Source organism: Streptacidiphilus albus JL83 (genome assembly GCF_000744705.1).
Lineage (GTDB): Bacteria > Actinomycetota > Actinomycetes > Streptomycetales > Streptomycetaceae > Streptacidiphilus > Streptacidiphilus albus.
Map to the genome: position 1 here is coordinate 3008006 of NZ_JQML01000001.1, position 25132 is coordinate 3033137.

General features: G+C 67.2%; 13 protein-coding genes. 7 read left to right on the forward strand and 6 right to left on the reverse strand.

The genetic code is table 11. The annotated features are described in order from the left end of the window. Positions 1–47 precede the first annotated feature (47 nt). Positions 48–1151, reverse strand: a complete 1104-nt coding sequence (locus BS75_RS13045) for an MrcB family domain-containing protein (RefSeq protein WP_034092962.1) — start codon at positions 1149–1151, stop codon at positions 48–50. Between the two features lie 411 nt (positions 1152–1562). Between BS75_RS13045 and BS75_RS13050 the strand changes: the two genes are divergently transcribed. Beyond that, positions 1563–2678, forward strand: coding sequence for an IS4 family transposase (locus BS75_RS13050; protein ID WP_052069390.1), 1116 nt, complete (start codon positions 1563–1565; stop codon positions 2676–2678). Positions 2679–2726: 48 nt separating this feature from the next. Then, positions 2727–3973, forward strand: a protein-coding gene (locus BS75_RS13060) for an IS3 family transposase (protein WP_152646220.1) whose coding sequence is annotated in 2 segments (ribosomal slippage) — positions 2727–3054 and positions 3054–3973 — 1248 coding nt in all. Because the reading frame shifts where the segments join, the coding sequence is not laid out codon by codon here. Here BS75_RS13060 and BS75_RS49280 read toward each other — a convergent pair. Further along, positions 3963–4490 (reverse strand): WD40 repeat domain-containing protein, encoded by a 528-nt coding sequence (locus tag BS75_RS49280; protein WP_197091936.1) that lies wholly within the window; start codon positions 4488–4490, stop codon positions 3963–3965. The genes BS75_RS13060 and BS75_RS49280 overlap by 11 nt on opposite strands. Before the next feature lie 631 nt (positions 4491–5121). Here BS75_RS49280 and BS75_RS13070 point away from each other — a divergent pair. Continuing rightward, positions 5122–6789, forward strand: a complete 1668-nt coding sequence (locus BS75_RS13070; protein ID WP_034092494.1) for an IS1182 family transposase — start codon at positions 5122–5124, stop codon at positions 6787–6789. Here the strand turns inward: BS75_RS13070 and BS75_RS13075 are convergent. The 3 genes from BS75_RS13075 to BS75_RS13085 form a co-directional block, all read right to left on the reverse strand. Then, complete coding sequence (locus tag BS75_RS13075) at positions 6698–7609, reverse strand: IS3 family transposase (protein WP_034087471.1); 912 nt, start codon at positions 7607–7609, stop codon at positions 6698–6700. The genes BS75_RS13070 and BS75_RS13075 overlap by 92 nt on opposite strands. 115 nt (positions 7610–7724) lie before the next feature. Beyond that, entirely contained in the window at positions 7725–8984 is a 1260-nt protein-coding gene (ltrA, locus tag BS75_RS13080) for a group II intron reverse transcriptase/maturase (RefSeq protein WP_034088338.1), read from the reverse strand. 473 nt (positions 8985–9457) lie between these two features. After that, a complete protein-coding gene (locus tag BS75_RS13085) occupies positions 9458–9763 on the reverse strand; it encodes a transposase (protein WP_052069391.1) in 306 nt (101 codons plus the stop codon). Between BS75_RS13085 and BS75_RS51455 the strand changes: the two genes are divergently transcribed. Further along, entirely contained in the window at positions 9762–10157 is a 396-nt protein-coding gene (locus BS75_RS51455) for a transposase (RefSeq protein WP_156164252.1), read from the forward strand. The genes BS75_RS13085 and BS75_RS51455 overlap by 2 nt on opposite strands. Before the next feature lie 826 nt (positions 10158–10983). Here BS75_RS51455 and BS75_RS13095 read toward each other — a convergent pair. Next, positions 10984–16887 (reverse strand): RHS repeat domain-containing protein, encoded by a 5904-nt coding sequence (locus BS75_RS13095; protein WP_160312224.1) that lies wholly within the window; start codon positions 16885–16887, stop codon positions 10984–10986. A 1365-nt stretch (positions 16888–18252) separates the two neighbouring features. Between BS75_RS13095 and BS75_RS13100 the strand changes: the two genes are divergently transcribed. From BS75_RS13100 to BS75_RS13110, 3 genes are all read left to right on the forward strand, one after another. Further along, on the forward strand, positions 18253–22935 hold the full coding sequence (locus tag BS75_RS13100; RefSeq protein ID WP_152645661.1) for a LamG-like jellyroll fold domain-containing protein: 4683 nt from the start codon (positions 18253–18255) through the stop codon (positions 22933–22935). A 407-nt stretch (positions 22936–23342) separates the two neighbouring features. Then, positions 23343–23828, forward strand: coding sequence for a winged helix-turn-helix domain-containing protein (locus BS75_RS43315; protein WP_042437179.1), 486 nt, complete (start codon positions 23343–23345; stop codon positions 23826–23828). Next, on the forward strand, positions 23780–24391 hold the full coding sequence (locus BS75_RS13110; protein WP_042437180.1) for an IS630 family transposase: 612 nt from the start codon (positions 23780–23782) through the stop codon (positions 24389–24391). The genes BS75_RS43315 and BS75_RS13110 overlap by 49 nt, the downstream gene beginning before the upstream one ends. Positions 24392–25132 lie beyond the last annotated feature (741 nt).

Sequence of the window (25132 nt, forward strand, 5' to 3'; positions counted from 1 at the left end):
CCGGCCGGATGTCCGGACCGACGGTGGCCTTCGACCAGCGCACCAGTTCACATACCCGTGTTGTACACAAACGAAATCGCGGTCAGGTCGTCCTCTGCGATTCTCCATGGAGAGGTGCACACCAGCACCCCGCCGCTCGCCGTCACAACCGCAGCACCTCGGTCCAAGACAATGGAGTGGACCACAACGAGTGCGTTGTGCGGCGCCAGTTCGCGTTGGCGCTCGACCTCGGCCCGGGTGAGTACGACCTGCGCACCGGGAGACGTGGTAGCCTTCACTTCTACGTGCAGTCGCCCGTCCCCGCGCTCCAGCAGGAGGTCAAACGACTCCTTCGCGCCGACGTCCTTGACCGACCAGCCTTGCTTTTCGAAGTGCTCCGTGGCCAGGCGGACGCCGTGCAGTTCGAGGACCCTCCTCTCTTCCGCGGAGGGGCGGAAGCCCTGGCCAGTTGCGGCGCGCCTGCGATTGCCAGCCGTCCTTGTTGCTGCCTCCTGCGCTTCAACGACTTCGGGCGTCGGGTCTCCGGGGACATAGGAGGCCAGGTCTTCGCCGCGGTAGATCTCCCGGAGTAGCTCACACATGAACAGCAGGTCGCTCAGGAGCACTGTCGAGTCCGGGAGAGCGTCGCGTCGGTACTCGATCGCAACCACGTTTCCGGTCTCATAGCCGCGGCTCAGCTTGGACCTGTTGCCCTGCAGCGTGATGTCGGTCAGCAGATCGGTGCGGCCAGTGAGCCGGTCCGCGAGAAGCGGGCGGGCCCAGTCGACGCGGTCCTTCAGGTCCGCCGCCTTGCGCGGGGCGAACATGCCGCCGGTCCACACCGTGGTCCCCTGCATGAGCGACAGGTAGACCCGGTCCCCGGTGGCGCTCACGAGGTACACCACGTACCAGCCCGTCGTGGCACCGGGCGAGCGCCGGCGGTCGAAGACCCGGACCCAGGGAATCTCGGCGTTGAGGCCAGCGCCGTCACTGCCCTCGACCCCGAGTCCCGTCTCCTCCACACCGAGGGCGGATGCCAGTTGTGGGAGAGCGCCCTTCAGCCTCTCCGGGAGCTCCCTGCGGATCAGCCGCCCCCGTTCTTCCATCGCGGGGGTCGTGCCGGCCGTCCACAGCTGCTGAAGATCGAGCGTTTCACGCCAGAGCGAGTCCATGGTCAGGAGCGTACTGATCGGGTCTGACAATCACTGGTCGATCAGTCCCCCAGCCTCGAATGCGACCGTCCACCGTCAATGCCGCCCCCACCCAAGTACTACCGGCGAGGTCGGCTGCGAGAGGCTCAACGACTTTCGCAGCTGGTGCAGTTGCTCGCCATGTGCGAGGTACTTCGACGTCGGGTACCGTACATTGCTATGCCGCTCCTGTGATCAACACCATCGTGGGGCACCTCGAAATCACGATTCCGCCGTACTGGCGTCCTGGCTGCGGGGGCTGGGCTTCTCGCGCTGTTGCCCGCCAGCATCGGCACCGCGCCAACGTCGCTTCACTTGGCCATGATCGATTAGAGTCCTGGTCTTGTGCCTCGTGATCACATAGTTGGTGAGACCTACCCTGAGCGGCTCCGGATGGGCCTGCTGTCGCGTACTTTCACGCCCGAGCTGGTCGACCTCGTCGTCGATGAGGCGGGGGCGCGGGAGGAGCGGACCAGGTCCCTGCCCTCGTCGCTGATGGTCTATTTCGTGCTGACGATGTGGCTGTTCACCGGGCAGGGCTACGGGTTGGTGCTGCGCGAGCTGGTGGAGCACTGGCCGCGGGCGGGCGAGCGGTGGCAGCCGGCGCGGACGGGGTCGCTGACCAATGCGCGCAAGCGGGTGGGGCCCGGCCCGTTGCGGCTGCTGTTCGGCCAGGTCGCCGGCGCGTGCGGCACCCCCGCGACGCCGGGTGCGTTCTGGCGCGGCCTACGGCTGGCCTCGTGGGACGGGTCGCTGTTCGACGTGCCTGCCAGTGAGGCGAACTCCGCCGCGTACACGCGTTCGTCCAACGGCTCGGGTCCGGGGCCGTTTCCGCAGGTGCGGCTGCTGGCGCTGGTCGAATGCGGTACCAGGTCGGTCATCGGCGCGGTCTTCGACTCCTTCGCGGTCGGCGAGCGAACCCTGGCCAGACGCCTGCTGCACCACCTGGAGCCGGGGATGCTGCTGATGGCCGACCGCGGATTCCCGGCCTGGGACCTGTGCGGGGCCGTCGCCGCCACCGGGGCCCAACTCCTGTGGCGCGTCTCGGAATCCTTCACCCTGCCGCTGGTCGAGGTCCTGCCCGACGGCACCTACCTCAGCTACCTGCAGGGCCCGCGCAAGAACCAGCGGATGCCGGTGAGGGTGGTCGAGTACACGGTGACCACGACCACCGAGAATCCCGACGGCGACACCGAGACGACCTCGGAACTGTTCTGTCTGATCACCACCCTGCTCAACCCGGAGCAGGCTCCGGCCGGCGAACTGGCCGAGCTCTACGCGGCCCGCTGGACCAGCGAAACGATCTTCAAGCACATCAAGATCGAACAGCGCGGCGGACGTACCGCCACCCTGCGCTCCAACAGCCCCGCCATGGTCGAGCAGGAACTGTGGGCCATGCTCTGCGTCTACCAGGCCGTCCACCACCTGGTCGCCGACACAGCCCGCAGCGCGGGCCTGCCCGTGTCCCACATCAGCTTCAAGCAGACGGGCATTCCCCCCAATAGGTGAACATCGCGGACACTGGATCTCGTGGATCCAGAGGAAGAGATGGCACTCATGGTGCACAGGCACTATTCGGCGGAGTTCCGGGCTGACGCGGTGGGGCTGTACCGCTCCGACCCCAGGCTCACGTATGCGCAGGTCGGGTGGGATCTGGGGGTCCACGCGGAGACGGTGCGGCAGTGGGTGCGGGCCGAGGGTGCCGCCCCGGGCCCCGACGGCATCGTGCCGCCTGTCGCCGCGGCTGCGAACACGCCCGAGGAGCGGATCGCACGGCTGGAGGCGGAGAACGCGGCCCTGCGCGCGGAGAACGGCACGCTGCGCAAGGACAAGGACACCCTCGGCGTCGAGCGGGACATCCTGAGGAGGGCGACGAAGTATTTTTGCGCAGAGACGAACTGGTGACGCACCGCTTCCAGTTTGTTGAGGACCACCGAGAGGCCTTCGAGGCCAAGCGGCTGCTGGAGGCGATGGAACTGTCGGCCTCGACGTACTACAAGTGGCGCCGGACCGCGCCGGCCCGCCTGGCCCGAGCCGAGGCGGACTCTGCGCTCGCCTCCGAGATCCGCAGGATACACAGCGACTCCGACCACGCCTACGGCTCACCGCGCGTCACCGCCGAGCTGCGGTCCCGCGGCCTGCTCGTCAACGAGAAGAAGGTGGCGCGCGTGATGAGCAAGTTCAGCATCGTCGGCACCCACCTGCGCAAAAAGGTCCGCACCACGGTGCCCGACCCCTCGGCGACGCCGGTGGCGGACCTGTTCAACCGGGACTTCAACGCCGATCTGCCAGGAACCAAGCTGATGGGCGACATCACCTACCTGCCGGTCGGGGACGGCGAATTCCTTTATCTGGCAACGGTGCTGGACTGCTTCAGCAGGAGAGTGATCGGCTGGTCGATCGCCGACCACATGCGCACGGACCTGGTCGCCGACGCCCTCGCGATGGCCGCGTCCACCCGCGGCGGCCTGGACGACGCGATCTTCCACTCCGACCACGGAGCCCAGTACAGCAGCCGCCAGTATGCCGACCTGTGCGGCAAGTTGGGCGTCACCCAGTCCATGGGCGCGGTCGGCACCAGCGCCGACAACGCCGCCTGCGAATCGTTCCACGCCTCCCTGAAGCGGGAGATCCTCAAGGGTGCCCGGCGCTGGCCGGGAGCCGCCGCCTGCCGCAGCCAGGTCTTCTACTGGATCAACCGGTACAACACCTGGCGGCGCCACCGGGCAAACGGGCAACTCAGCCCAGTCGAGTACGAGCGTCAGCACGAACTCCAGTCAGGTAGCCTGACACTCACCGCATAACCCCACAAAACCGATGTTCACCACTCGGGGGGAAGCCCCATGGCAGCGTGGCCACGGCCGTCGGATAGTCGATCAGATGCATCCGCCGGAAAGGATTCCGGCTCCGCATGGTGCGTACGACCCGGTGGGATTCCGGGTCCCACAACCGGATGGGGCACTTCCCGTCTCCCAGCGCGAGCAGGCTCGGGCCATCGGGCATCGGCACGGTGACCGGTCGACCGGCTGAGCCCTCAAGCGGCTGAGCCATGGGCAGTCCGCTGGAGGCCTCCCACAGTTGGAGAGTGTTGTCCATGTTGATGGATGCGAGGAGCGACCTACTCTGCCGCATGGCACCCGGCCGGGCAGGTAACGAGGCCAGCTGGTCAATGGGACCGGCCAGCGGGTCGTCGATATGGCCAGCTGATTCGGGATCCCAGAGCTGGACGGTACCGTCCTCGCCGCCGCCCGCCACGAAGGCTCGCCCGTCGGCGGTTTGGAGGCTGGTGAGCGCGCGCACGCCGCTGTTGCGGGCGGACATCGGTGCCCCGACGGGCGTGCCGGTCGTGGGGTCCCAGGCCCGTACCGTGCGGTCGCTGCCGACCGTAACCAGTGCGGTGCGATTGTGACGGAGGCGCACAGTGGAGGCCCCTACTACGTCGGCGCCGTTGCCGTGCAACCACTCCCCGACCTGTGTGGGGCCCTCTGGGTCGAAGAGCCGCACCACGCCGCCGCCGCCCGCGGTGGCCAGGACCTGACGCCCGTCGCGTAGCGGTACCGTGGTCAGGGCCGTGAGGGTGCCGCTGTACCCAGTGCGGAGTCCCCACGCTAGCTCGCCTGTGGCGATGTCCCACGCCCAGAGGCGGCCATACATGAAATCGGTGGAGCCGTCGATTGAAGTTCCCCCCTGATCTTGGACAGCGGGTGTTTACGCTGCGGGGGTGAAGTCGTGCTGCAGTCTGGCTCGGGTTTCGAGTGGGGTGAGGTACCCGAACTCGGGGTGCTTGCGGAGCCTGGTGCGGTTGTACTCGACTTCGATGACCCTGTTGCCCAATTGGGTGAACCTGAGGCGATCTGCCCGCTGGGGGCGACCTGGGCCGTGAGACTGCGGTTGGCGGTCTGATCCAGTTGTGGCGCATCGTTCGGCCGCAGGACGGGGTGGCGTGGTGTCGATGGGGCTGGGGTCAGGGGCAGAGGTTCCGCAGGTGACACGGCAGGTGGCTATCGCCGCTTTCCCCAAGGGCTGCCTGGCCATGCGGGTCCGGGACGAGCTTGGCCCACTGTTCGCCGACGAGGTGTTCAGGTCCGCCTTTGGAGTCCGGGGCCGTCCCGGTATCTCGCCGGGGCAGCTGGCCCTGGTCTGCGTCCTGCAGTTCGCCGAGAACCTGACCGACCGCCAAGCCGCGCATGCGGCGCGGGCAAGGATCGACTGGAAGTACCTGTTGGGCAGCGAGCTGTCGGACCCAGGGTTCGACTTCACCGTGCTGACTGGGTTCCGCGACCGCCTCTTGGCGCGCGGGATGGAGGAGACGGTCCTGGACCTTCTGTTGCGGCGATTGGTGGAGCTGGGATTGGTCGCCCCCGGGGGGCGGCAGCGCACCGACTCCACACATGTCCTGTCCGCAGTACGGGACTTGAACCGTCTTGAGTTTGTCGGAGAGACGCTCCGAGCGACCCTGGAGGCGATCGCGGTCGCCGCCCCGGCATGGCTGCGGACGTGGATGGACCCGTCCTGGCAGCAGCGCTATCGCGCGCGGGTGGACGCCTATCGGTTGCCCGGCGCGCAGGACGAGAGGGACGAGTTGGCGCGGCAGATCGCCATTGACGGATACCGGCTGCTCAAGGCAGTCTTCACACCTGCAGCGCCGGGCTGGCTGCGGGAGGTCCCCGCTGTCGCCGTCCTGCGGACGGTGTGGATGCAGCAGTTCAGCCGCACCGTGACTGACGGGATCGAGGAGGTGGCATGGCGGGGCAAGGAGGACTGCCCGCCCAGCAGAGTCAGGGTCACCTCGCCCTACGATGTGGATTCCCGCTATGCCGTCAAGCGCGGATCCGGCTGGGACGGTTACAAGGTCCACTTCAGCGAGACCTGCGACGACCCTGCTGAGGTCGGGCGTCCGCACGTGATCACCCACGTCGTCACCACCGATGCCACAGTCCACGACGCGGCGGTCGTCGGGCAGATCCACGATCGCCTTGGCGACAAGGGCTTGCTACCGTCCGAGCACCTCCTGGACTCCGGTTACATCTCCGCCGAACTGCTGTTGACGTCGCCGGTGGAACGCGGTGTCGAAGTTGTCGGTCCGGTCAGGCCCAACAGCACCCGCCAGGCCGTCCAGGCCGCCGGCTACGGCAAGACGTCCTTCAGTATCGACTGGGATGCCCGGCAGGCGACATGTCCGAGCGGGGCCAACAGCAGGTACTGGACTGAGGGTTACGACCACAGCGGCCGCCTCGCAGTCCGGATCCGCTTCGCCACCCAGACGTGCGCGCCCTGCCCGGTGCGCGATCAGTGCACCCGCTCAACCCGATACGGTCGGCAACTCACTGTCCGCCCCCAGGACCAAGACATCCTCCTCGAACGCGTCCGGGCCGAGCAGGACACCGACGAGTGGAGAGCCCGCTACGCCGCCCGCGCCGGAGTCGAGGGCACCATCCATCAGGCCGTTGCTACCACCGGAGCCCGCCGCACCCGCTACGCCAGCCTGCCGAAGACACGCCTGGCCCACATCTTCATGGCCGCCGCCATCAACCTGATTCGACTCGACGCTTGGTGGAACGGAACTCCACTCGCACCGACGCGCACTTCCCACCTCGCAGCCCTCGACCTCGCCGCGTGAGATCAATTGGGCAACAGGGTCCTTCGATGAAGCGGAAGACGTCGGCTCGGGCCTGTGCCCGGGTGGCCCATACTGTGGTGCCGATTTCGGCCTTTAGCAGGGCAAACCAACTCTCCGCCGCGGCGTTATCGTAACACGAGCCGACTCGTCCCATACTCTGCCGGAGATCCAACTCCTGTATCGCCGACCGGAATTCGGCACTGGTGTACTCGCTGCCCCGGTCGGTGTGCATGATGCAGCCCGACTCCAGACTTCCGCGGCCCGCGGCCATCTGCAGCGCTGCCACCGGAAGCTCGGCGCGGTGGTGGTCGGCCATCGCCCATCCGAGCATCTCGCGGGTACCCAGGTCGATGCACGTCGCCAGGTACAACTTCCCTTCCTCGGTGACCAGTTCAGTCATATCGCCGACCAGCCGCATCCCCGGACGCGGAGCGGTGAAGTCCCGTCCGATCAGGTCGGCGGCGAACACCGCCCGCTTCGCCTGCCGGGTCAGCCCGCGCCGACGGCGTCGGGTCACGCCCTCGATGCCGTTCTCCCGCATCAGCCGCTCGACCCGCTTGCGATTGACCGCCCTCCCCGCCCGGCTCAGCGCGGCATGGACGCGCGGCACCCCGTAGGCACCGCGCGATCCCGCGTGCAGCACCCGGATCTCACCCAGCAGCCGCTCCTGGTCCCGGTCACGGACCTGACGGACGGGGGCAGCGGCACAGTGGGCGTAGTAGGTCGAGCGCGGCAGTCCCAAAGTCCGACACAGCAGGGAGACGCTGTAGCCGTCGGGGTTGTCCTCGGTGGCCTTCTCCGCGTCGATGAAGCGGCACACAGTGCCTACTCCACCAGCTCCTTCGCGAAGTCGGGTGGCCCGGGGGAATTTCGCCCCCGGGCTCCCACAGATCCGTACGTGACAGTCTCCTGTCATACGGCTCTTGTCGTCCTGGTCACCAGACCCGGGCAGGCTTGGACATCCAGACCCAGTGCGCGAAGAATCGGGGATGCAGATCCACCCCGGACCACCACGCACGGAAAGTCGCTGCCCAGCTCCGCCGCAGCCTGCGGTATTTCCCGCGCAACCACCGGACCAAGTAGGCATTGATCCGTTTCAGGAGGGGAAACAGGACCGACCTGTTGAAGGCCCCGTAGTACTGCATCCATCCCCGCACGACCGGGTTGATCCAGTCGGCGAGGTCTCGGACCTCGCCCTGCACCCACCGGTGCAGGCGCCAGGAACGCACCACCTCGCCCATCCGCTTCAGGGCCTTGTCCGAGACCGCCGGAGAGAAACTCCGGAACAGCCCGTTTCGCCCGTCCGCGGTGCGCTCGCGAAAGTCGTAGCCCAGGAAGGTGAACCGCGTGTGCTCGAAGGAGCCCTTGCGGTTCGCGTCCCGGCAGTAGACGATCTGCGTCTTGTCGGGGTGCAGTTGAAGGCCGACCGAGTCCATGCGCGCCTCCAGCGCGGCCAGCACCGCTCTCGCCTGGGCGAGACTGCGGCAGTGGATGACCGCGTCGTCGGCATAACGTTCGAAGCCGATGCCCGGAAAGCTCCGGTCCAGCCATGTGTCGAACGCGTAGTGCATGAACAGGTTCGCCAGGACCGGGGAGACCGCCGAACCCTGCGGGGTGCCCGTGGTGCGCTCGATCAGCGCACCGTCCGCGCGTTGCAGCGGGGCGGCGAGCCACCGCTTGACGTACAGCAGCACCCAGGGCAGCTCGCAGACCGAGCCCACCGCCTTGAGCACCAGGTCCCACGGCACCGAGTCGAAGAACGCCTTGATGTCGAGATCGATCACCCAGTCGTACTTCCAGCACCGCTCCCGGCACCTGCCCACCGCGTCGATCGCCCCGCGCCCCGGACGGTAGCCGTAGGAGTCCGGATGGAAGATCGGCTCGACCCTCTTCTCCAGCACCATCGCCACCACAGTCTGCGCGACCCGGTCTCCCACGGTTGGCACGCCGAGAACCCTGATGCCGCCCTGCGGCTTCGGGATCTCCACCATGCGCACCGGCGGCGGGAAGTAGCAGCCCGAGGACATCCGATTCCAGATCCGGTACAGGTTTCCCCGCAGGTCCTCCTCGAACGCCTCGATGGCCACCGCGTCCACGCCCGGCGCGCCCTTGTTCGCCCTGACCTTCTCCCAAGCCTCCATCACCAGCAGCTTCGGAATACCGAACGGCTTGACCGGTGCTTTCAACTCATCCACGCCAATTCCTCCCGGAGAACGTCCGGTTGATCGAATGAACAAGCCACGAACGACCCGGCCCCTTCGCTCCACCCCCATTACAGGGGCTTCGCCGCTACTACGAGCCGGTCCGCCGGCGCACGCCCGAGGCGGCCGTGCGCCTTCTCCTGTTCCGCACAGATCCCGCAGACCGGGCTCGCGCCACCTTCACGCCGGACACCGCCTGGCCAGGAATACGGACACCCGCCAGGCTCATCCCGGGGAGCCTTCAAGCCCCGGTTTCGATGTCGTCCAAGCATTTCGACGCATCAGCAGTGGTTCGCTCGCGCTCGCCTTCCCGATCCCCACCTGACGCCCTCTCAAGGACGCCTTTTCCTCCGACGCTCACCACGACGGTCTTCAGCCAACGCAGCAGGAGGCGGTTTGAAGCCTCCCTCCGCGGGGGCGACTCCGAGGGGCCAAACCCTCATCATCTGTGCAGCATCATCGAGTTGCTACCGGCCTACACCGGCAGCCCCTTTCCGTTCAGGACACACGAAGGCCGCCGCTTTTAGCAAGATCGCGTTCGCCTTCTTCACCTCGGCCAGCTCCCGCTTCACCCGGGCCAGCTCAGCCTTCTCGTCAGTGGTCGCCGCCCCGGCCGGCCCCTGGCCGCTGTCGATCCGGGCCTGCCTGACCCAGCCCCGCAGGCCCTCGGAACTGATCCCCAGCTCCCGCGCGACCTCGGTCACATTCCGACCTGGCGAACACGCCAGCGAGACCGCATCCCGCTTGAACTCGGCCGAGTACCGCTTGCTCATGTTGCTCTTACTACTCACTGCTTTGGACTGCTTCCTCCGGGACCATACGTCCCAGTATCAACCTGTCCAGCTCAGAGGGGGAACTTCAGAGGGGGAACTTCAGGTCGGCCTCGGCCTGCTGCCTTCGAAATCCTGGCAGGTCAACGCGGCCTGGGTGCTGGCCGCGACCATCGCGGCCGACCTCGACGCCTGGACGCGGCTCCTGCTGCTGCACGACGCCCCCGAACTGGCCAAGGCTGAACCGGCCACGATCCGCACGAAGCTCTACCACCTCCCGGCCCGCCTCACCGCCCACGCCCGCCGCCGTGTCCTCCACCTGGACCGGTCATGGCCCTGGGGGCACGCGTTCACCACCGCCTGGCAGCGAGCCACCGAGCTACCGGCCCTCACCTGAGGGCCGGCCACCACAACGACGAGCAGCAGGAAGGAGCAGACCAGCAGGCCACCGGGCCGTGGAACCCGGCGCACACCGCGGCGTCACGCGACGGACCCGCCTCGAACGGCCGAGGACAAACCGGGCACACAGCCGAGCCGAACCCCACGATCAGGCCACTGAACAATCGAGGTTAAGCGGCTAGTTAAAGATCAGTACGAGCTCCAAGCACCGACGATAAATCCCTGCCAGCAGGACAGCAACCCCCATGAGATGCAAACCCCGAATCTCGGAACCTCGACCCGATCAGATAATGGCCTATCGACCACGATTGACTTTGGCAGCACTCCGGAAACAGAGGACTCCCACATCAGCCCCAGCCCGAACGGACCCGAAATGCCTTAGGGGTCGTATCTGATGAATCAGATACGACCCCTAAGCTGTGACTAAAGACTAGCATCCGATTCGGGATGACAGGATTTGAACCTGCAACCCCCTGACCCCAAACTACGAGGCCATCTCAAGAAAATGCCGATAAACCAAGCCTAGCAGCGCAGCATACGCATGCTGCAAACGGGCGACCGCCTGATCGGCATCCGAAGCTTCACAACTGAGTCGATCAGTTAGATGCAGGACACCTTGGAGCAATGCAAGTACGTCTACAGGCGCCGGCTTATGGATCCCACGCTCCACAAATCTAATTACCGTCGTAACGTACTCGTCAGCCTCCACCAGATCACTGTGCGCCAAAACCAGGTCCTTACACGCCCCACTTGGAGGGAACGGCAGGCAGCGCCACAAAGTGTAGGCATCCATAAAGCCTAGCTCCACTTACAATCCCCATTCCCTAATGAGCAGACGAATACCAGAAGGAGACAACCCTTCCATCTGGGCCAATAATCCCCCCCATTCCCCCATTGGGACTTGAGAACTTTATGCCATATTGGCCATCACCGAAAGGCATTCTCTTCGCATTCAAGCCCGCCTTCCCTCCCGGCTGCGTCAGACCTTCGGCCCAGTCCGTTGAATCTAGCAAATACTGTTCAGGCGTGACCCCCATCGGCGCACCGTGCTTGCCGAAGTGATATTCGAGACTATCTTCCGGGGAAGCAAAAGTACCTTCATGCCAGGCATTCGCACCGCCTGTCGATCCAGAACTTGCCGACGTATCAGATCCCTCTGACATCGCCGTATTCACATCACTGTCGAGCCCATGGATGCCATAGCCAGCCATGCCTCCGCCTGAAGTGATACCTGCGGTGGCGACAAGGGCTGCGGGGACAGTCACTTCACCGAGCGTGCCAACACTGATGACCGTTGCTGCGCCCGCCGCAACATCGCCAGCTATTCCGACCGCCATAAGGAGTCCACCCATGACGATCTCCGAGCCATGCATGAGCATCTCGGGTGATTGCTCAAGCCACGGTTCTGCGGCGCTCCATGCACTGGAGGCGTCATTCCATGCGCTTCGGTACCAGGGGGTTGCTGATGCAGCGTTGGCTTGTGCTGCTTCCGTGGCGAGTTGGTTGTTGGCGAGTACCCGTTTGGCGTTCTGGTTGGCCCAGTAGTTGGCCCAGTCCGTTGCTTGTGTGGCGTTCTTGAAGTAGCTCCTGTGGCGGCTGGACCAGCCTGGGGCGGTGGGGTCGCTGTCGTAGGGCTGGGTGCCGTTGTTGGCGAGGCTGGGGTCGCCGCCGGGTGCGCTGCTGTCGACGCCGCTGCCGTTGTCGTCAGGGGCCCCGCCGCCGGGAGGCGCCGGGTCGCCGCCGTAGTCGCTGCCGTTTTGGCAGCCGTCGGCGAAGACGCCGTTGCCGCACAGTCCGGTGGGGTCGGACATGTTGATGGGGTCGTCGCCGCTGTAGGTGTAGCCGTTGAGCTGTTGGCTGTCGGTGGCTTCGAAGAGGGGGTCGAGGCTGATGAAGCGTCCGGTGACGGGGTCGTACTGGCGGGCGCCCAGGACGGTCAGTCCGGTGTCGGTGTTGTTGGGGGCGTTGAGGAAGCCGTGGTTGTCAGTCCAGGCGACGGTCGCGCCGCGGGTGGCACCGTAGGGCGTGAACTGGCGCCAGGTGGGGTTCTGGGCGGTGGAGTCGAGCATCAGGCCGCTGGTGCCGTGCAGGTCCGTGACCTGGAAGGTGTACGTGCTGGTGGAGCCGCTGGCGGTGCTGCCGGTGCGCTCGGCGATCCCGCCGCCGGGCATGGCGTAGGTCCGGATGCCGCTGATGGTACCGGCTCCGGTTCCGGTGCCGGTGTTGAGGGCGAGCTGCTCACCGGGGAGGTAGAGGGTGGTGGTGCCGGGGTCCTCCTGGAGCAGGACCGATCCGTCGGGGCCATACACGTAGTTGGTGGTGCCGGCGGTGCCGCCGCTGATCTGGGTTAGCTGACCGGCGTCGTTCCAGGTCAGGGTCTGGGTGCCGGCTGCGGGGGTGGTGCGGGTGATGGTGTTGCCGTCAGCGTCGTAGGCGTAGCTGCTGTTGGAGGTGCTGGCGCCGGTGGTGCTGGTGGAGGTGAGGGTGTCGGGCTGGGCTGCGTTGGCGTAGGCGTAGCCCGTTTGGGTGGCGGTGCCGCCGGTGGTGGAGTAGTCGGTCTCGGTCTGCCGGTTGCCCAACGCGTCGAAGGTCCAGCCGGACCAGTAGGCGGTGCCTCCCGCGAGTTGGTCGCCGACAGTGCTGGAGCTGCCGACGGTGGGGGTGGCGGCGCAGGAGTCGGTGGCGGTCCAGGCCTGGTTGAGGCGGTCGAGGCCGTCGTACTGGTAGCACTGGGTCTCGGTGGCGGTGGTCGCTCCCAGGCGGGTGGAGACCTGGGAGGTGATGTTGCCCGAGAGGTCGTAGGTGTAGTGCTGCTCGTCGACGTCGGCGGGGGTGGCGGTGGTGCGGGTGACGAGCTGGTCGGTCAGGGCGCTGGTGTGCGGGTCGTAGGTGTCGGTCAGGAAGGCTTCGCTGGTGCCCGAACCGAGGGTCTCCTGCTGGATGCGGCCGTAGGCGTCGTAGCTGGTGGTGTTGGCGTAGGTGTTGGTGCCGCCGATTCCGGAGGGCAGGTCGAGTGCTCCGGTGTAGCTGGAGGCGACGGTCTCAGCCGGCAGCCCGCCGGCGGCGGCGTAGACGGTCTTGAGGGGCAGGCCGATCTCGGAGCTGTAGTAGTTCTGGAAGGTGTACGTCCCTGCCAGGGCTCCGACCGCAGTGCTTGCCGGCACGGTGACGCTCTCGCCCGTGGATTCGCCGAAGATGTTGAAGCCCTTTGCCTGCACGATGTAGGCGAGTCCGCCGCTGTAGGACGTCTGGGTGGTCAGCTGTCCGACGGCGTCGGTGATGCCCGTGATGCCGTTGCCGTCATAGCTGTTCGCGGTGAGCTCGTTGCTCGCGGACTGGTTCGCGACCGTGGCGTCGTAGCTCGCGGTCTGACGCCCCAGGGCGTCGTAGGTGTAGCTGATGGTGTTGTTCAGCGCGTCGGTGGTGGAGGCCAGTTGTCCGGCCGCATCGTAGGCCATGGTGCTCGAGCCGGCGGTGGGGTCGGTCTTGGCGACGACCTGGCCGAGGATGTTGGTCGTGGTGGACCAGGTCTGGCCGCCGGAGGTGGTGCTGTCCTGGTTGCCGCGGCTGTCGTAGCCGTAGGTGATCGCCTGGGTCGTGCCGCTGCTGACCGACCACAGGCCGGTGAAGGTGTTGGCGGGGGTGCTCACCGTGGGGGCGGTGGTGTAGGAGTCGAGTTCGATGGTGCGGCCGAGCGGGTCGGTCAGCGTGGCCTTGGGGGTGCCGCCCTTGGGCGGGATGACGGTGGTGCGGTCGCCGTTGTAGACGGTGGTGGTCGCCGAGACCACCGCGCCGTCGTTCTCGGACTGGTCGACCACGACGCGGCCCAGGCCGTCGTAGGTGTAGTAGTCCTCGCTGGGGACGTCGTCCTTGAGGCTAGCGGCTGATACCAGGGTGGTGTTCGGGCCGGTGGCCGAGTCCCACCAGCCGTTGTAGGTGGCGGACTTCCAGCCGCGGGAGTCGTAGAAGATGTCGGTGACCATGCGCCCGCCCTGCGGGGTGGAGGTCTGGGTCTGCCGCGGTCGCATCATCGCGTCGTACAGCACCGTGGACACCACGTACCCCGACGCGTCGTTGAGGGTGTCCGTGGTGACGGCGGTGATGGCGCTGTTGGAGACGGTGTAGGTGTAGGTGGTGTTCGCCGGCAGGGTGGTCGCCCGCGAGTAGTTCCACACACCGGTGGGCCGCCCCAGGGGGTCGTACTGGGTGGTGGTGGTGACGCCGTTCAGGTCCTTGGTCGTCAGTGTGAGGTTGCGGGCGGGGTCGAGCGTGGTGGAGGAGGACTGGGTGAGCGCGTTGGTGTCGGTGGTGCCGACGACCAGTCCGACGGAGTCGGTGCTGTAGGCGGTGGTCGTCTTGGCGCCCACTGAGTTGTAGCTCGCGGTGGTCCGACCGGCGCTGTCGTAGACCTGGGCGCTGGTGGTGGTCCAGGTCATGGTGGATCCGCTGCCGCCCGACGCCTTCTGCACGATCGAGGCGTCGCCCAGGGTCGGCGCACTGGCCTGGGGGAAGGCCAGGGTCGGCCAGGAGGCCGGGTTGGCGGCGTCCGTGGGGTCGTCGTAGTAGGTGCGGCTGGCGGTCACTACCTGGGCCGGGGTGACGGAGGCCGGCGCTGTGAGGGTGTTGACGCTCTGCGGGGCGCTGCTGTTGGCGGCCTCGGTGAACCCGCCGCAGGCCACCGAGTCGGTCTCGGAGCCGTCGACCAGGCCGACCAGGTTCGCCGTGGTGTTGGCGGGCGCGTAGCTGGTGGTGGTGCAGCTGTCGTAGGCCGTGTTGGCCGGGACGGTGTGGGAGTAGGTGAGGGTAGGCAGTCCGAAGTCGGTGTCGGTGGTGGTGGCGTCGTAGCTGGAGTCGGTCTCGTGGATGCGCCACGTGGTGCTGCCGCCGTCGGTCAGGGCCTGCCGGGACCACACCTCGACGGGCGCGACCAGGTTCGCGGTCAGGGCGGGCAGCCCGGTGCGCGTACGTGACGCGGTGGCCGGTGACACCCAGTAGGAGGTGATCGTGGAGTGGTCGATCGGTCCCCCGGCGCCCAGGTAGGTGGTCTGTTCCAGGGCGCTGCCGGACAGTTGGTCGGTGTCGTCGTGCGTGCCGTGCTGGGAGTCAGTGAGGGTGACGGCCGTGGTGTTGTTGTCGTCCGACATGCCCTGGTAGTAGACGGTCTCGGACTCGGTCTGCGCGTCGCTGACGCCGTTGCCGCCGTATGCCTGGACGTCGTGGTATCCGCGCCACTGGCCGTAGGTGCGGTACTTGGCCTGCACGACCTCGTTGTCGTCGTAGTGCCAGGCCGCCCCCGCGTACTTGTAGGAGGTGACCACGGTGGCCGCGCCGCCGGTGGGGTCGGACTGGGTGACGCTGCCGACGGCGTACTTGTTGAACCAGTCCAGCAGCGGAGTGGAGGTGTTCTGCGGGGTCCAGTACACCGGGAAGCACGATGAGGTGTTGCTCGAGGGTGTGATCGTGACAGGAGCGGTGCACGGGTTCGTCAGCTCGTAGTTGACGTCGGTGGCCGACCCGGTCGCGGTGGTGACGGTCGCTATGCGGTACCGGTACAGGTCGGGCAGCCCGTCGGTGGACGTGCCAACCCGGTTGGGCATGTCGATCTGGCCGAACGAAACCGTCTGTGGCGGGACCGCCGTCTGGGAACCCCCCGCGCGCGGGTCGGACGCCTGGCGCGTGATCGAGCCCAGCCACAGGTTGGCGTAGCCGTCCGCGGTGGTCGGCATCGACTCGTTGAGGGTGTAGGTGTCGATGGTGCTGTAGCCGGGCGTGGCCAGGGTGGTGTTCCACTGCTCGGTGGTGATCTTGGCCAGGCGCACCGTGGAGAAGAACGCCGGGCTTTCGCTGGTGCAGGTCGCGCCCTTGGCGCAGACCAGGTCGAAGGGCACGTCGGGCCAGTTGGCCTCGGTGCCGGAGCTCAGCGGGTCGCAGGCCGCGGTGGTGCCCATGCAGCGGTCGCCGGTGGTGAACACGACCTTGTCGGCGACCGTGCCGTAGGCGTTGCCGTCGGTGAAGCCGTAGTCGATGTGGTCCAGGTAGGAGTCGCGCACGTAGGCGGCACTATTGGCACCGTTCTTGGCACCGTTGTCCTGACCGTAGTAGTTGGTGTCCTGGTCGTAGTAGTACGCCATGGCCTGGCCGTGGACGCTCTTCACGTAGTCCAGGTTGTAGCGGTAACCCATGGTGCACACAGAGGAGGTGAACCCGGAGGAGCTGTAGCAGGGATCGGTGGGGTGGGCGGAGTAGACCGGGACGGTGTCCACCGAGTGCGTGGTCGGCTTGCCCGTCGTCCAGCCGGGGAGCTCGTTCAGGCCGAAGTCGTAGGTGTCGCCCGCACGGTCAGTGACCGTCCAGTAATCGGTGTCGTAGGTGCCGTCGCCGTTGTTCGCACCGGTCACATGGGTGACGATGTCGCCGTCGTCGTTGGCGACCTTCCAGGTGTTGCCCGATCCGACCCGGATCAGCTGCGTCGTCGAACCATCAAGTGACAGCGTCAGTACCGGTCCCGCATAGCACTGGTCGCCGGTGGAGGTCGGTGAGGCCGTGCCCTCCGGGGAGTCCGAGCAGGAGACGAACGTCTCCTCCACGTAGGACTGCGGGGTGCTCCACCCGTCACCGGCCCACCCTGCCTGGTTCTGCGTGGCGGCGGTCTCGCCGTCCACCGACCCCGAGTCGTAGGACAGATCCAGCTTGGGCGCCAGCGAGGACCCGGACGGCGGGGCCGTCACCGGATAGTCGTACGAGAATCCCCCGGAGGAGTCCCCACTGCTCCAGGACCCGGATGCGCTCAGCGTCGTAGAGCCGAACGTGCCTGCCGGGCCACCACCGTCCGCCGGGGAGGACACGGCCGCCAGTACCATGGCGCCGGTCATCGGCTGCGACGCAGTGTGCGCTGCGTCCGAAACGGCGGAGGTCGTGCCGGCCGCGGCTCCCTGCAGGGCGAGTTGCACGCTCAGGGTCTGCGTCCTGGCGTCGTTGGCTCCCTGCAGCGGCCGGCGTGTGCGGCAGGCCGCGAGCTGAGGTGTTGTCAGTGCGCAGGCGGGAAGCTCGACCAGGGCGAGGCGGGCGCCGAATCCGGCGCCGTATGCCTGCGCGAAAGAGGAGTAGTTGAGGCGGACATTCGCAGTCCCCTGCCCGCTTCCCACAGGGGTGACGGTGAACAGGACCCCGCTCACTCCGGCCTTCGCCGCCGCCTGCCGTCCCTGCACGGAAACCTGGACACTGCCCGGCCCGTGGTAGGTACCGCTCTTGGGTGAGACAGGCGTGACCGTAACCGGGCCTGAAGTCGCAACGTCGGCAGCGGACTTCACACCCGATGCAGTCGACGTACTGCCGGCAGCAGCCGACTTCCCCAGTGCGAGCCGGGTGGTAGATGCCTCGGGCCAGGTAGTGGCCGTGGCCCGGTAGGCGGGGCCCGAGTGGGCCGCAGACACCGGCTTCGCGGGTACCGCCACCACGTTCTTTACTGATGGAGTGACTGCGAGTTGGGGCGCTCCGGCCAGTGGGGCGGAAGCGACATTCGGGAGGGCGGCCTGGCTCATCGCCGTGCTGGTCATTACCGCGAACGCCGCTATCAGAGCAACGGCTGCAGTACGCACCGTGCGCGGTCTGACGAACAACGCCCTCTCGCCCGTACTGCCGATCCGCAACCGTGCCATCGCTCTTGCCCCCACCTTAGGAAATCGACATGAAAGCAAGTCAGATGCCATGGGTGTCTCACAGGCATGACCGGCGAGGGTAACGATCACACGGGTAACCCCACCCGCGGGGTAACAGCGGGGTAACGAACGCAAGGAAAGGTGATCATTGTCCATTCTTGGTTCGTTTGCGACTGGTGATCTCGATCACATCCACAGGAACTTCTCAGCACAGCGCCTACGGTGACGGATGCTCGGGGGCGAGTGATCCCTGGCAGAGAGAGATCCTCCATGCACACCCCTCCCCTGCGCGCGCGTGCGCGCCTGTCCCGACGGGCAGCCGGTGTCCTTGCGACGGTAGGCCTGCTAGCAACAAGCGTCGCTGTCTTTCCGTCGGTTGCCCAGGCGGCGTCCCCCGCCGACGCGACCTCCAACCCGGCCTCCTCTTCCGCGTCGGTGGGGGTGCAGCAGGCCCTGCAGCAGGCTGCGGCGAGCGGCCAGAGCGTCCAGGCCACCGGCGCGACGACACCCTCCAGCACCCTGACCGCCTCACCCGACGGCTCCCTGACTCTCAGTCAGTCCGTGGCGCCGGTTCGCAAGCTGGTGAACGGCGCGTGGACCGGCCTGAACGACACGCTGGTCCAGAACGCGGACGGGACGGTCAGCCCGCAGGTGACCACCAGTTCGCTTGTCCTGTCCGGCGGTGGCAGCGGGCCGCTGGCCACGATGTCGAGCGGCGGGCAGAGCCTGGCGGTGTCCTTCCCCGACCCGCTGCCGGCCCCGACCCTGTCGGGCAGCACGGCCACGTACACCAATGTCCTTCCCTCGACGAACCTTCAGATCACCGCTGACGACCAGGGCGGGTTCGACGAGGTCCTGGTCGTGGAGAACGCCGCGGCGGCGGCCAACCCCGCCGTGCAGGACCTGGCGCTCACCACGACCACGCGCGGGCTCGCGGTGTCGACCGACGCGGCGGGCAACCTCACCGCGAGGACGAAGGCCGGAGTCGCGGTGTTCACCGCGCCGGCCCCCCGGATGTGGGACTCCGCCAAGCCGACCGCCGCCCAGGCGAAGGTGCGTACGGTCCGTGACCCGCTGATGAAGACAACGGTCAACGCCGTCAGCGGCCTCCCGGTGGCCTCCTCCGCCAAGTCTCCGGGCGAGGGCGCGCACATCGCTCCCGTCGCTGCCCGCGAGCACGGCGGGAAGCTGTACCTCGTGCCCGACCGCGCGCTGCTGACCTCGCCGTCCATGGTGTTTCCGGCCTACATCGACCCCAACTTCATCGCGCCGAGCGCGGCCACACCCCTGCAGGCCTGGACGCAGACCAACTCGTACTACAACACCGCGAGCTACTGGAAGTCCTCGGACCTGCTGCGGGTCGGCGACCAGAACTGGGAGTCCCCGACGTTCACCGCGCGGTCCTTCGTCCAGCTGTCGATCCCCTCGAAGATCGTCGGCGCCAACATCATCTCCTCCAAACTGAACTTCACCGAGGAGTGGTCCCCCTCCTGCACCGCCACCGGCGTGCAGCTCTTGTCCACCTCGGCGATCTCCTCCGCGACGACATGGAACAACCCGCCGACCATGGGCAAGCAGGTCGGCGCGACCCAGACCGTCGCCGAGGGATACAGCTCCTCGTGCCCCGCCGGCCCGGTCGGCTACGACATCTCCAGCGCCATGACCCTGGCCGCCTCGCCCACCAAGCCCCTGTCCACCCTGACCTTCGGGCTGGTAGCCAGCAACGAGTCCGACCCCTACGGCTGGAAGGAGTTCGCCAACACCATCACCTACGACACCACCTACGACCACGCCCCCAACACGCCCACCAGCGCGAGCATGAGCACCAGTCCGACTACCGCGTGCACCGGAGGCCCGCCCGTCGGCGACGCCCCGGTCACCCTCTACACCAAGGTCAGCGACCCCGACGGCGGAACCCTGGGCGCCACCTACAGCGTCACCAACGCCAACACCGGCGCGGTCATCGCCTCCAGCACCCCCACCAACCTGTACGCGGACTCCGGGCAGACCATCCCCCTGCAGATCTCCAAAACCACCCTTGAGACTGCGGCCAACGGCAAGGCCACACTGTTCGACTGGAAAGTCCAGATCTACGACTACCACTCCTACAGCAACTGGTCCACCGTCTGCTCCTTCACCTTCGACCCCACACGACCGGGCCAGCCCACCGTCACCCTTCCCAACGGCAACACCTGCGGCGCAGCTGCCGCCAGCGGCGCCCCCGTCCCGACCGTCGGCAGCGTGGGCAGCAGGATGACACTCACCGTCGCCCCTAGCACCGGCACCGGCACGGTCACGCCCTCCAGCTACGTCTACCAGCTCAACGGCGGCGCACCCCAGGCCCTGGGCGCCAGCAGCGGAAACATCACCATCACGCCCACCCGGTTCACCAACACGCTCACCGTCTCCAGCCTGTCTGCCGGCGCCAACTACGGCGACACCACCAACTGCATCTTCAACTCCGCCGAGCCCGCCACCAACGCCGCGCCCGGCGACCTGACCGGCGGCGGAGTCCCCGACCTGCTGGAGACCGGCAACCAGAAAACCCTGCCCGCTGGCCTGTGGCTGGCCAGCGGCCAAGCCGGCCCCGGCCACACCGGCGACGGACACATCAACGCCGACGCCACCGACCTGGGCATGTACGGCAGCGGCATCGAAACCACCGCCCCCAACGGCAAGGGCCAACCCTCCGACTTCAACAACACCATCGTCATCAGCGGCCTGTTCACCCGCAACCCGTTCCAGGACGTCCTGGCCTACTACCCCGCCACGGGCACCGGCGAGATCCTCCAGGGCAACGGCGACGGATCCGCCCTGGACCCCACCAGCGCCCAGAACATCTCCAGCGGCTCCATGGCCGACGCCAACGGCGACAACCCCATCCAACTCGTCAACGCCGACAACGTCACCGGCGACTACACCGCCAACACCTCCGTCGACCCCGACCTGATCGGCATCTCCGGCGACGCCACCAACGGCTACAGCCTCAACCTCTACCAGGGCGCCGCCACCCTGGGCACCTACAACGGCACCGTCGGGAACACCACACCCCTGCCCAACACCGCAGGCAACGCGCTGCCGACCCCGGCCGGCGACGCCGACTGGAACAACTGGACCATCACCTCCACCCAGATCGCCCAGAGCGGCGGCACCTGGACCACCGCGATGTACCTGTGGGACAAGACCACCGGCGCGCTGTACCTGTGGACCAACCTCGCCTACAACACGAACGCAACCGGCACCACCGACCCCTTCAGCTACACCCAGACGCAGATCGCCGCGTCCGGCTGGAACACCGGCGACAACCTGACCCTGCAGGCCGCCGACATCACCGGCACCGGCACCCCCGACCTGTGGACCACCGGCAGCACCGGCACCGTCACCGCCTACATGCTCAACACCGCCGGCACAGGCTTCACCTCCACCCCCGGCACCGACACCCTGGCCCCCATCGCCCACCAGTGGGACCTCGACGACCAGTCGAGCACCACCGCCGTCAACCCGGTCACCACCGGCGCCGCGGCCGACGCCACCGGCGGCCTGCCGCTCAGCGGCAGCGCCGGCACCGTCGCCGGCAGCACCGCACCCACCTGGAACAACGGCGACCTGTTCAGCCCCGACGTGGCCATGAACACCGGCACCACCGCCACCAGCTCCTCGCTGACCACCACCGGCCCCGCCATCAACCTCAGCAGCAGCTTCAGCGTCTCGCTGTGGGCCAAGCCCAACGCCGCCGGCGGAGCCATCCTCTCCCAGATCGGCACCCAGTCCTCCGGCCTGCTCATCTACCCGGACCTCGACACCGGTAAGTGGCACTTCTGCCTGGGCACCGCCGACAACACCTCTTGGGACTACGACTGCGCCTACGGCGCACCGATCATCGTCGGTGCCTGGACCCACCTGACCGCCACCTACAACAGCACCGACAAGAAGATGGCCCTGTACGTCAACGGCGTCGACGTCGCCACCGCCACCCACACCCCCGTCGCCACCAGCCTGTTCCGCGGGGCACTGACCGTCGGCGCCTACCGGTATCAGGGCGCCTCCAGCGACTACTTTGACGGCCAGGTCTCCCAGATCCAGACCTGGAACCAGTACCTGACCCCCAGCCAGGTCGCCGCCGCCACCGGGAACACCGGCTCCCTGGTGTTCCCCTCCGATGCCAGCACCTACCCCAGCGGCAGCACCTGGACCCAGGGCGCCACCGTCACCGCCTTCAACCAGGGCCAATTCACCATCACCACCGCCGGCACCCCGACGTACAGCGTCGGCACCCCCACCAACCCCGGCGCCGTCCTGACCCTGCAGAGCGACGGCAACCTCGTCGCCTACCCCAACGCCGCCGACGCCGCCACCCAGACCGCAGCCCTGTGGTCCACCCTCACCAGCGGCAACAGCGCTGACACCATGCTGATCCAGCCCGACGGCAACACCGTCGTCTACTCCGCCGACGGCGCCGTGCTGTGGGCCTCAGCCACCTACTACCCCGGCGCCGACCAATGGCTCCTGGCCGGCAACACCAACGACACCGCCGGCACCAACCCCTCCACCGCAACCAGCAGCGTGACCTGGGGCCCCAACCACAACGGCACCGCCAACACCGCCGCAGTCTTCAACGGAACCGACGGCGTCATCCGCACCACCGCCCCCGCCGTCAACACCACCGGCAGCTACACCATCAGCGCCTGGCTCAAAGTCAACGCCCTGACCGGCACACAGACAGCCCTGGGCCAGGGAACCGTCAACCACCAGGCCTTCTACCTCGGCTACAACGCCACCGACGGCGGCTGGACCTACGTCACCACCACCACTGACACCACCAGCTCCGCCTTCCCCACCGCCGAAGCCCCCGCAACCGCGGGCGTCTGGACCCACCTCACCGCAACCTACGCGGCATCCACCGGCACCATGACCCTCTACGTCAACGGCGTCGCCAAAGCCACCGCCACCAACACCACCCCCCAGTACAACCAAGCTGGAGCACTGACTATCGGTGCCATCAGCAACGTCGGAACAACCGGCACTTACCAACCATTCGCCGGATCCGTCTCCGACGTCCGCACCTACCCCGCCGCCCTGACCGCCACCCAGGTCACCGCCCTCTACACCAACTCATAACCCCCAACACCACCCTGTAAGCACGGCAACCGTCAGCAGACACAAAGCAGACCGACCGGCGAGCCGCCCATGCCATCTGTTGTGCGGACGTCATCCCCAGTGCCGACCGCCAGAGCCGCTCCAGGGTTCGCTCGGGAATGCCTTACGAGATCCCGTCGAGAAGCATCTTCTCGACGGGATCTCGTCGATTCCGGGGATCTGCAGGGTCCGCGCCGTGGAGTCTCGTGGGATCTTGGACTTCTGGCGTCGTACCTAAATACATTTGAAAGTCTTGCAGGAGCAGCCCGGAATCCGACCGGCTGGGCTGCCCCTCGGTCGGGAGGGTGGAACTAGGGGTGAAAATCCCTTCAAGTACTGATCTTTAGTGCAGGTCTTGACACTACGTCAGCTCGTGGTATGTCAATGATATGAGTGCAATTACAGGGCGTCCTAGTTCGGTCGCCGAGCGTGAGAAGCGGCGGTTGGTGGCTGCGGGTCTGTTCGAACAGGGCGTGCGGCAGGCGGAAGTGGCGAGGTTGCTGGGGGTCACGCGTCAGGCGGTGTCGCTGTGGCATGCGGCGTGGGAGGCGGATGGTGCGCAGGGGTTGATGGCGCGGCCCTCGGCGCGTTCGTACCTGAGCGCCGCCCAGGAGGCGGAACTGCTGGTGCAGTTGAGGCGTGGGGCGCAGGAGTTCGGCTGGGAGGACCAGCGGTGGACGCTGGCGCGGGTCGCCCGGGTGATCGATGAGCATTACGGAGTGAGGTTCTCGGTGCCGGGGGTGTGGTACTTGCTGGACCGCCTCGGATGGTCGTGGCAGGTTCCCGTGGTTCGTGCGACGCGGCGGGACGAGGAGGCGATTACCGCATGGCGCACCCAGACGTGGCCTGCGGTGTCCCATCCGGCGAAGCGATAGATCAACACCGGTGGATCGTCTTCCAGGACGAGTCCGGCACCGCGCTGACCAGCGTCGTCGGCCGCACCTGGGGCAAGCGGGGCCAGACCCCGGTGATCCAGCTCAACGGATCGCGTCGTGGCCGTGACAACATGACGGCGTTCCTGGCCTACCGCGCCGGCGAACCACCGCGGCTGTACGCCTGGGCGAAGACAGGCGACGGCTACACCAAGGACGACTTCCCGCTCCTGCTCACCATGCTCCACGCCCGCCTCGACGGCCCCGTCACACTGATCTGGGACAACTACTCCAGCCACACCAGCCACCTGGTCCGCGACTGGACCCGCCAGCAGCCCTGGCTCAAGGTCGTCCCGCTGCCCCCGTACGCACCAGAGCTGAACCCGGTCGAGCTCCTCTGGAAGATCGTCAAGGACAGGATCGCCAACCGGGCCTTCCGTTCGATTCAGGAACTCGCCGACGCCGACGATGCCGCCCTGTCCACGATCAAGAAGAACGCCACCCTCCTCATCGGATTCCTCGCCGGAACGCGACTCCCATTGCCCGAAGTACTGTCAAGCGCCTAGAGAAAGTTCAGTAGGCATCAGTTGGCTGTATCTCGGGCCCAAGTGGCTGTGGAGAACACCGTCCCCCATGTCCGTGCCCAAGGCGGCGACCACCACGCTCACGGCGACCACAGCCACCAGAAGTGCGACAGTCTCGCATCTCGTGCGGCTGTGGCGCCTCGACTCAGTCGGCACGTGTCCGGGGAAGGACCTTGGCCGCATGAAGGATGAAGGTGCCCTCGCAGCCCGCCGGCCCCGATGGTCGACCAGCCCTGGCCGTCGGCTCCTGCTGGGGGCACCCCGAATCGCCCGCCCGCGCGCCCGCGATTCAGCCGTCGTCCTCGCTGGTCAGGCCCGTGCAGGCGTGACCGCTCCAGCCACCGGACTGCCGCCTTCCGAGTAGGCGGCAGTCCGGTGCTGTCCGACTGGAACCGCATCGGGCGGCTCCGTGACGCAGGGGCGGCAGTCGACCGGGCCGGCGCGGGCTCGGTGATCAGGCGCCGCCCCCACCGCCGGGGTGCACCGCTGCCCGAACCGCTCGCCTTCCCGTTCTCCAGGACAGCATCCGGCATGGCGGCCAGGGGGCGGCCGATCGCCGGACCGCCACTTCTCCGTTCCCGGGCAGCGCGGCTGTCCCGGCAGCGCTGCCCGACAGCCAGGGGATCCGACGCCGGACGGGACCGAGGCCCAGGATGCCGAGGCACTGCGACGCTGGAATCCCGCAGTAACAGTTGGCCCACCGACGATATGTCTGACCCACCG

Excerpts from the sequence above, each read along its gene's own strand:
- BS75_RS13045 (WP_034092962.1), bottom strand. The coding sequence starts at position 1,151 with ATGGACTCGCTCTGGCGTGAAACGCTCGATCTTCAGCAGCTGTGGACG.
- BS75_RS13050 (WP_052069390.1), top strand. The coding sequence starts at position 1,563 with ATGGGCCTGCTGTCGCGTACTTTCACGCCCGAGCTGGTCGACCTCGTC.
- BS75_RS49280 (WP_197091936.1), bottom strand. The coding sequence starts at position 4,490 with ATGTCCGCCCGCAACAGCGGCGTGCGCGCGCTCACCAGCCTCCAAACC.
- BS75_RS13070 (WP_034092494.1), top strand. The coding sequence starts at position 5,122 with ATGGGGCTGGGGTCAGGGGCAGAGGTTCCGCAGGTGACACGGCAGGTG.
- BS75_RS51455 (WP_156164252.1), top strand. The coding sequence starts at position 9,762 with ATGTTGCTCTTACTACTCACTGCTTTGGACTGCTTCCTCCGGGACCAT.
- BS75_RS13085 (WP_052069391.1), bottom strand. The coding sequence starts at position 9,763 with ATGAGCAAGCGGTACTCGGCCGAGTTCAAGCGGGATGCGGTCTCGCTG.
- BS75_RS43315 (WP_042437179.1), top strand. The coding sequence starts at position 23,343 with ATGAGTGCAATTACAGGGCGTCCTAGTTCGGTCGCCGAGCGTGAGAAG.
- BS75_RS13110 (WP_042437180.1), top strand. The coding sequence starts at position 23,780 with ATGGCGCACCCAGACGTGGCCTGCGGTGTCCCATCCGGCGAAGCGATA.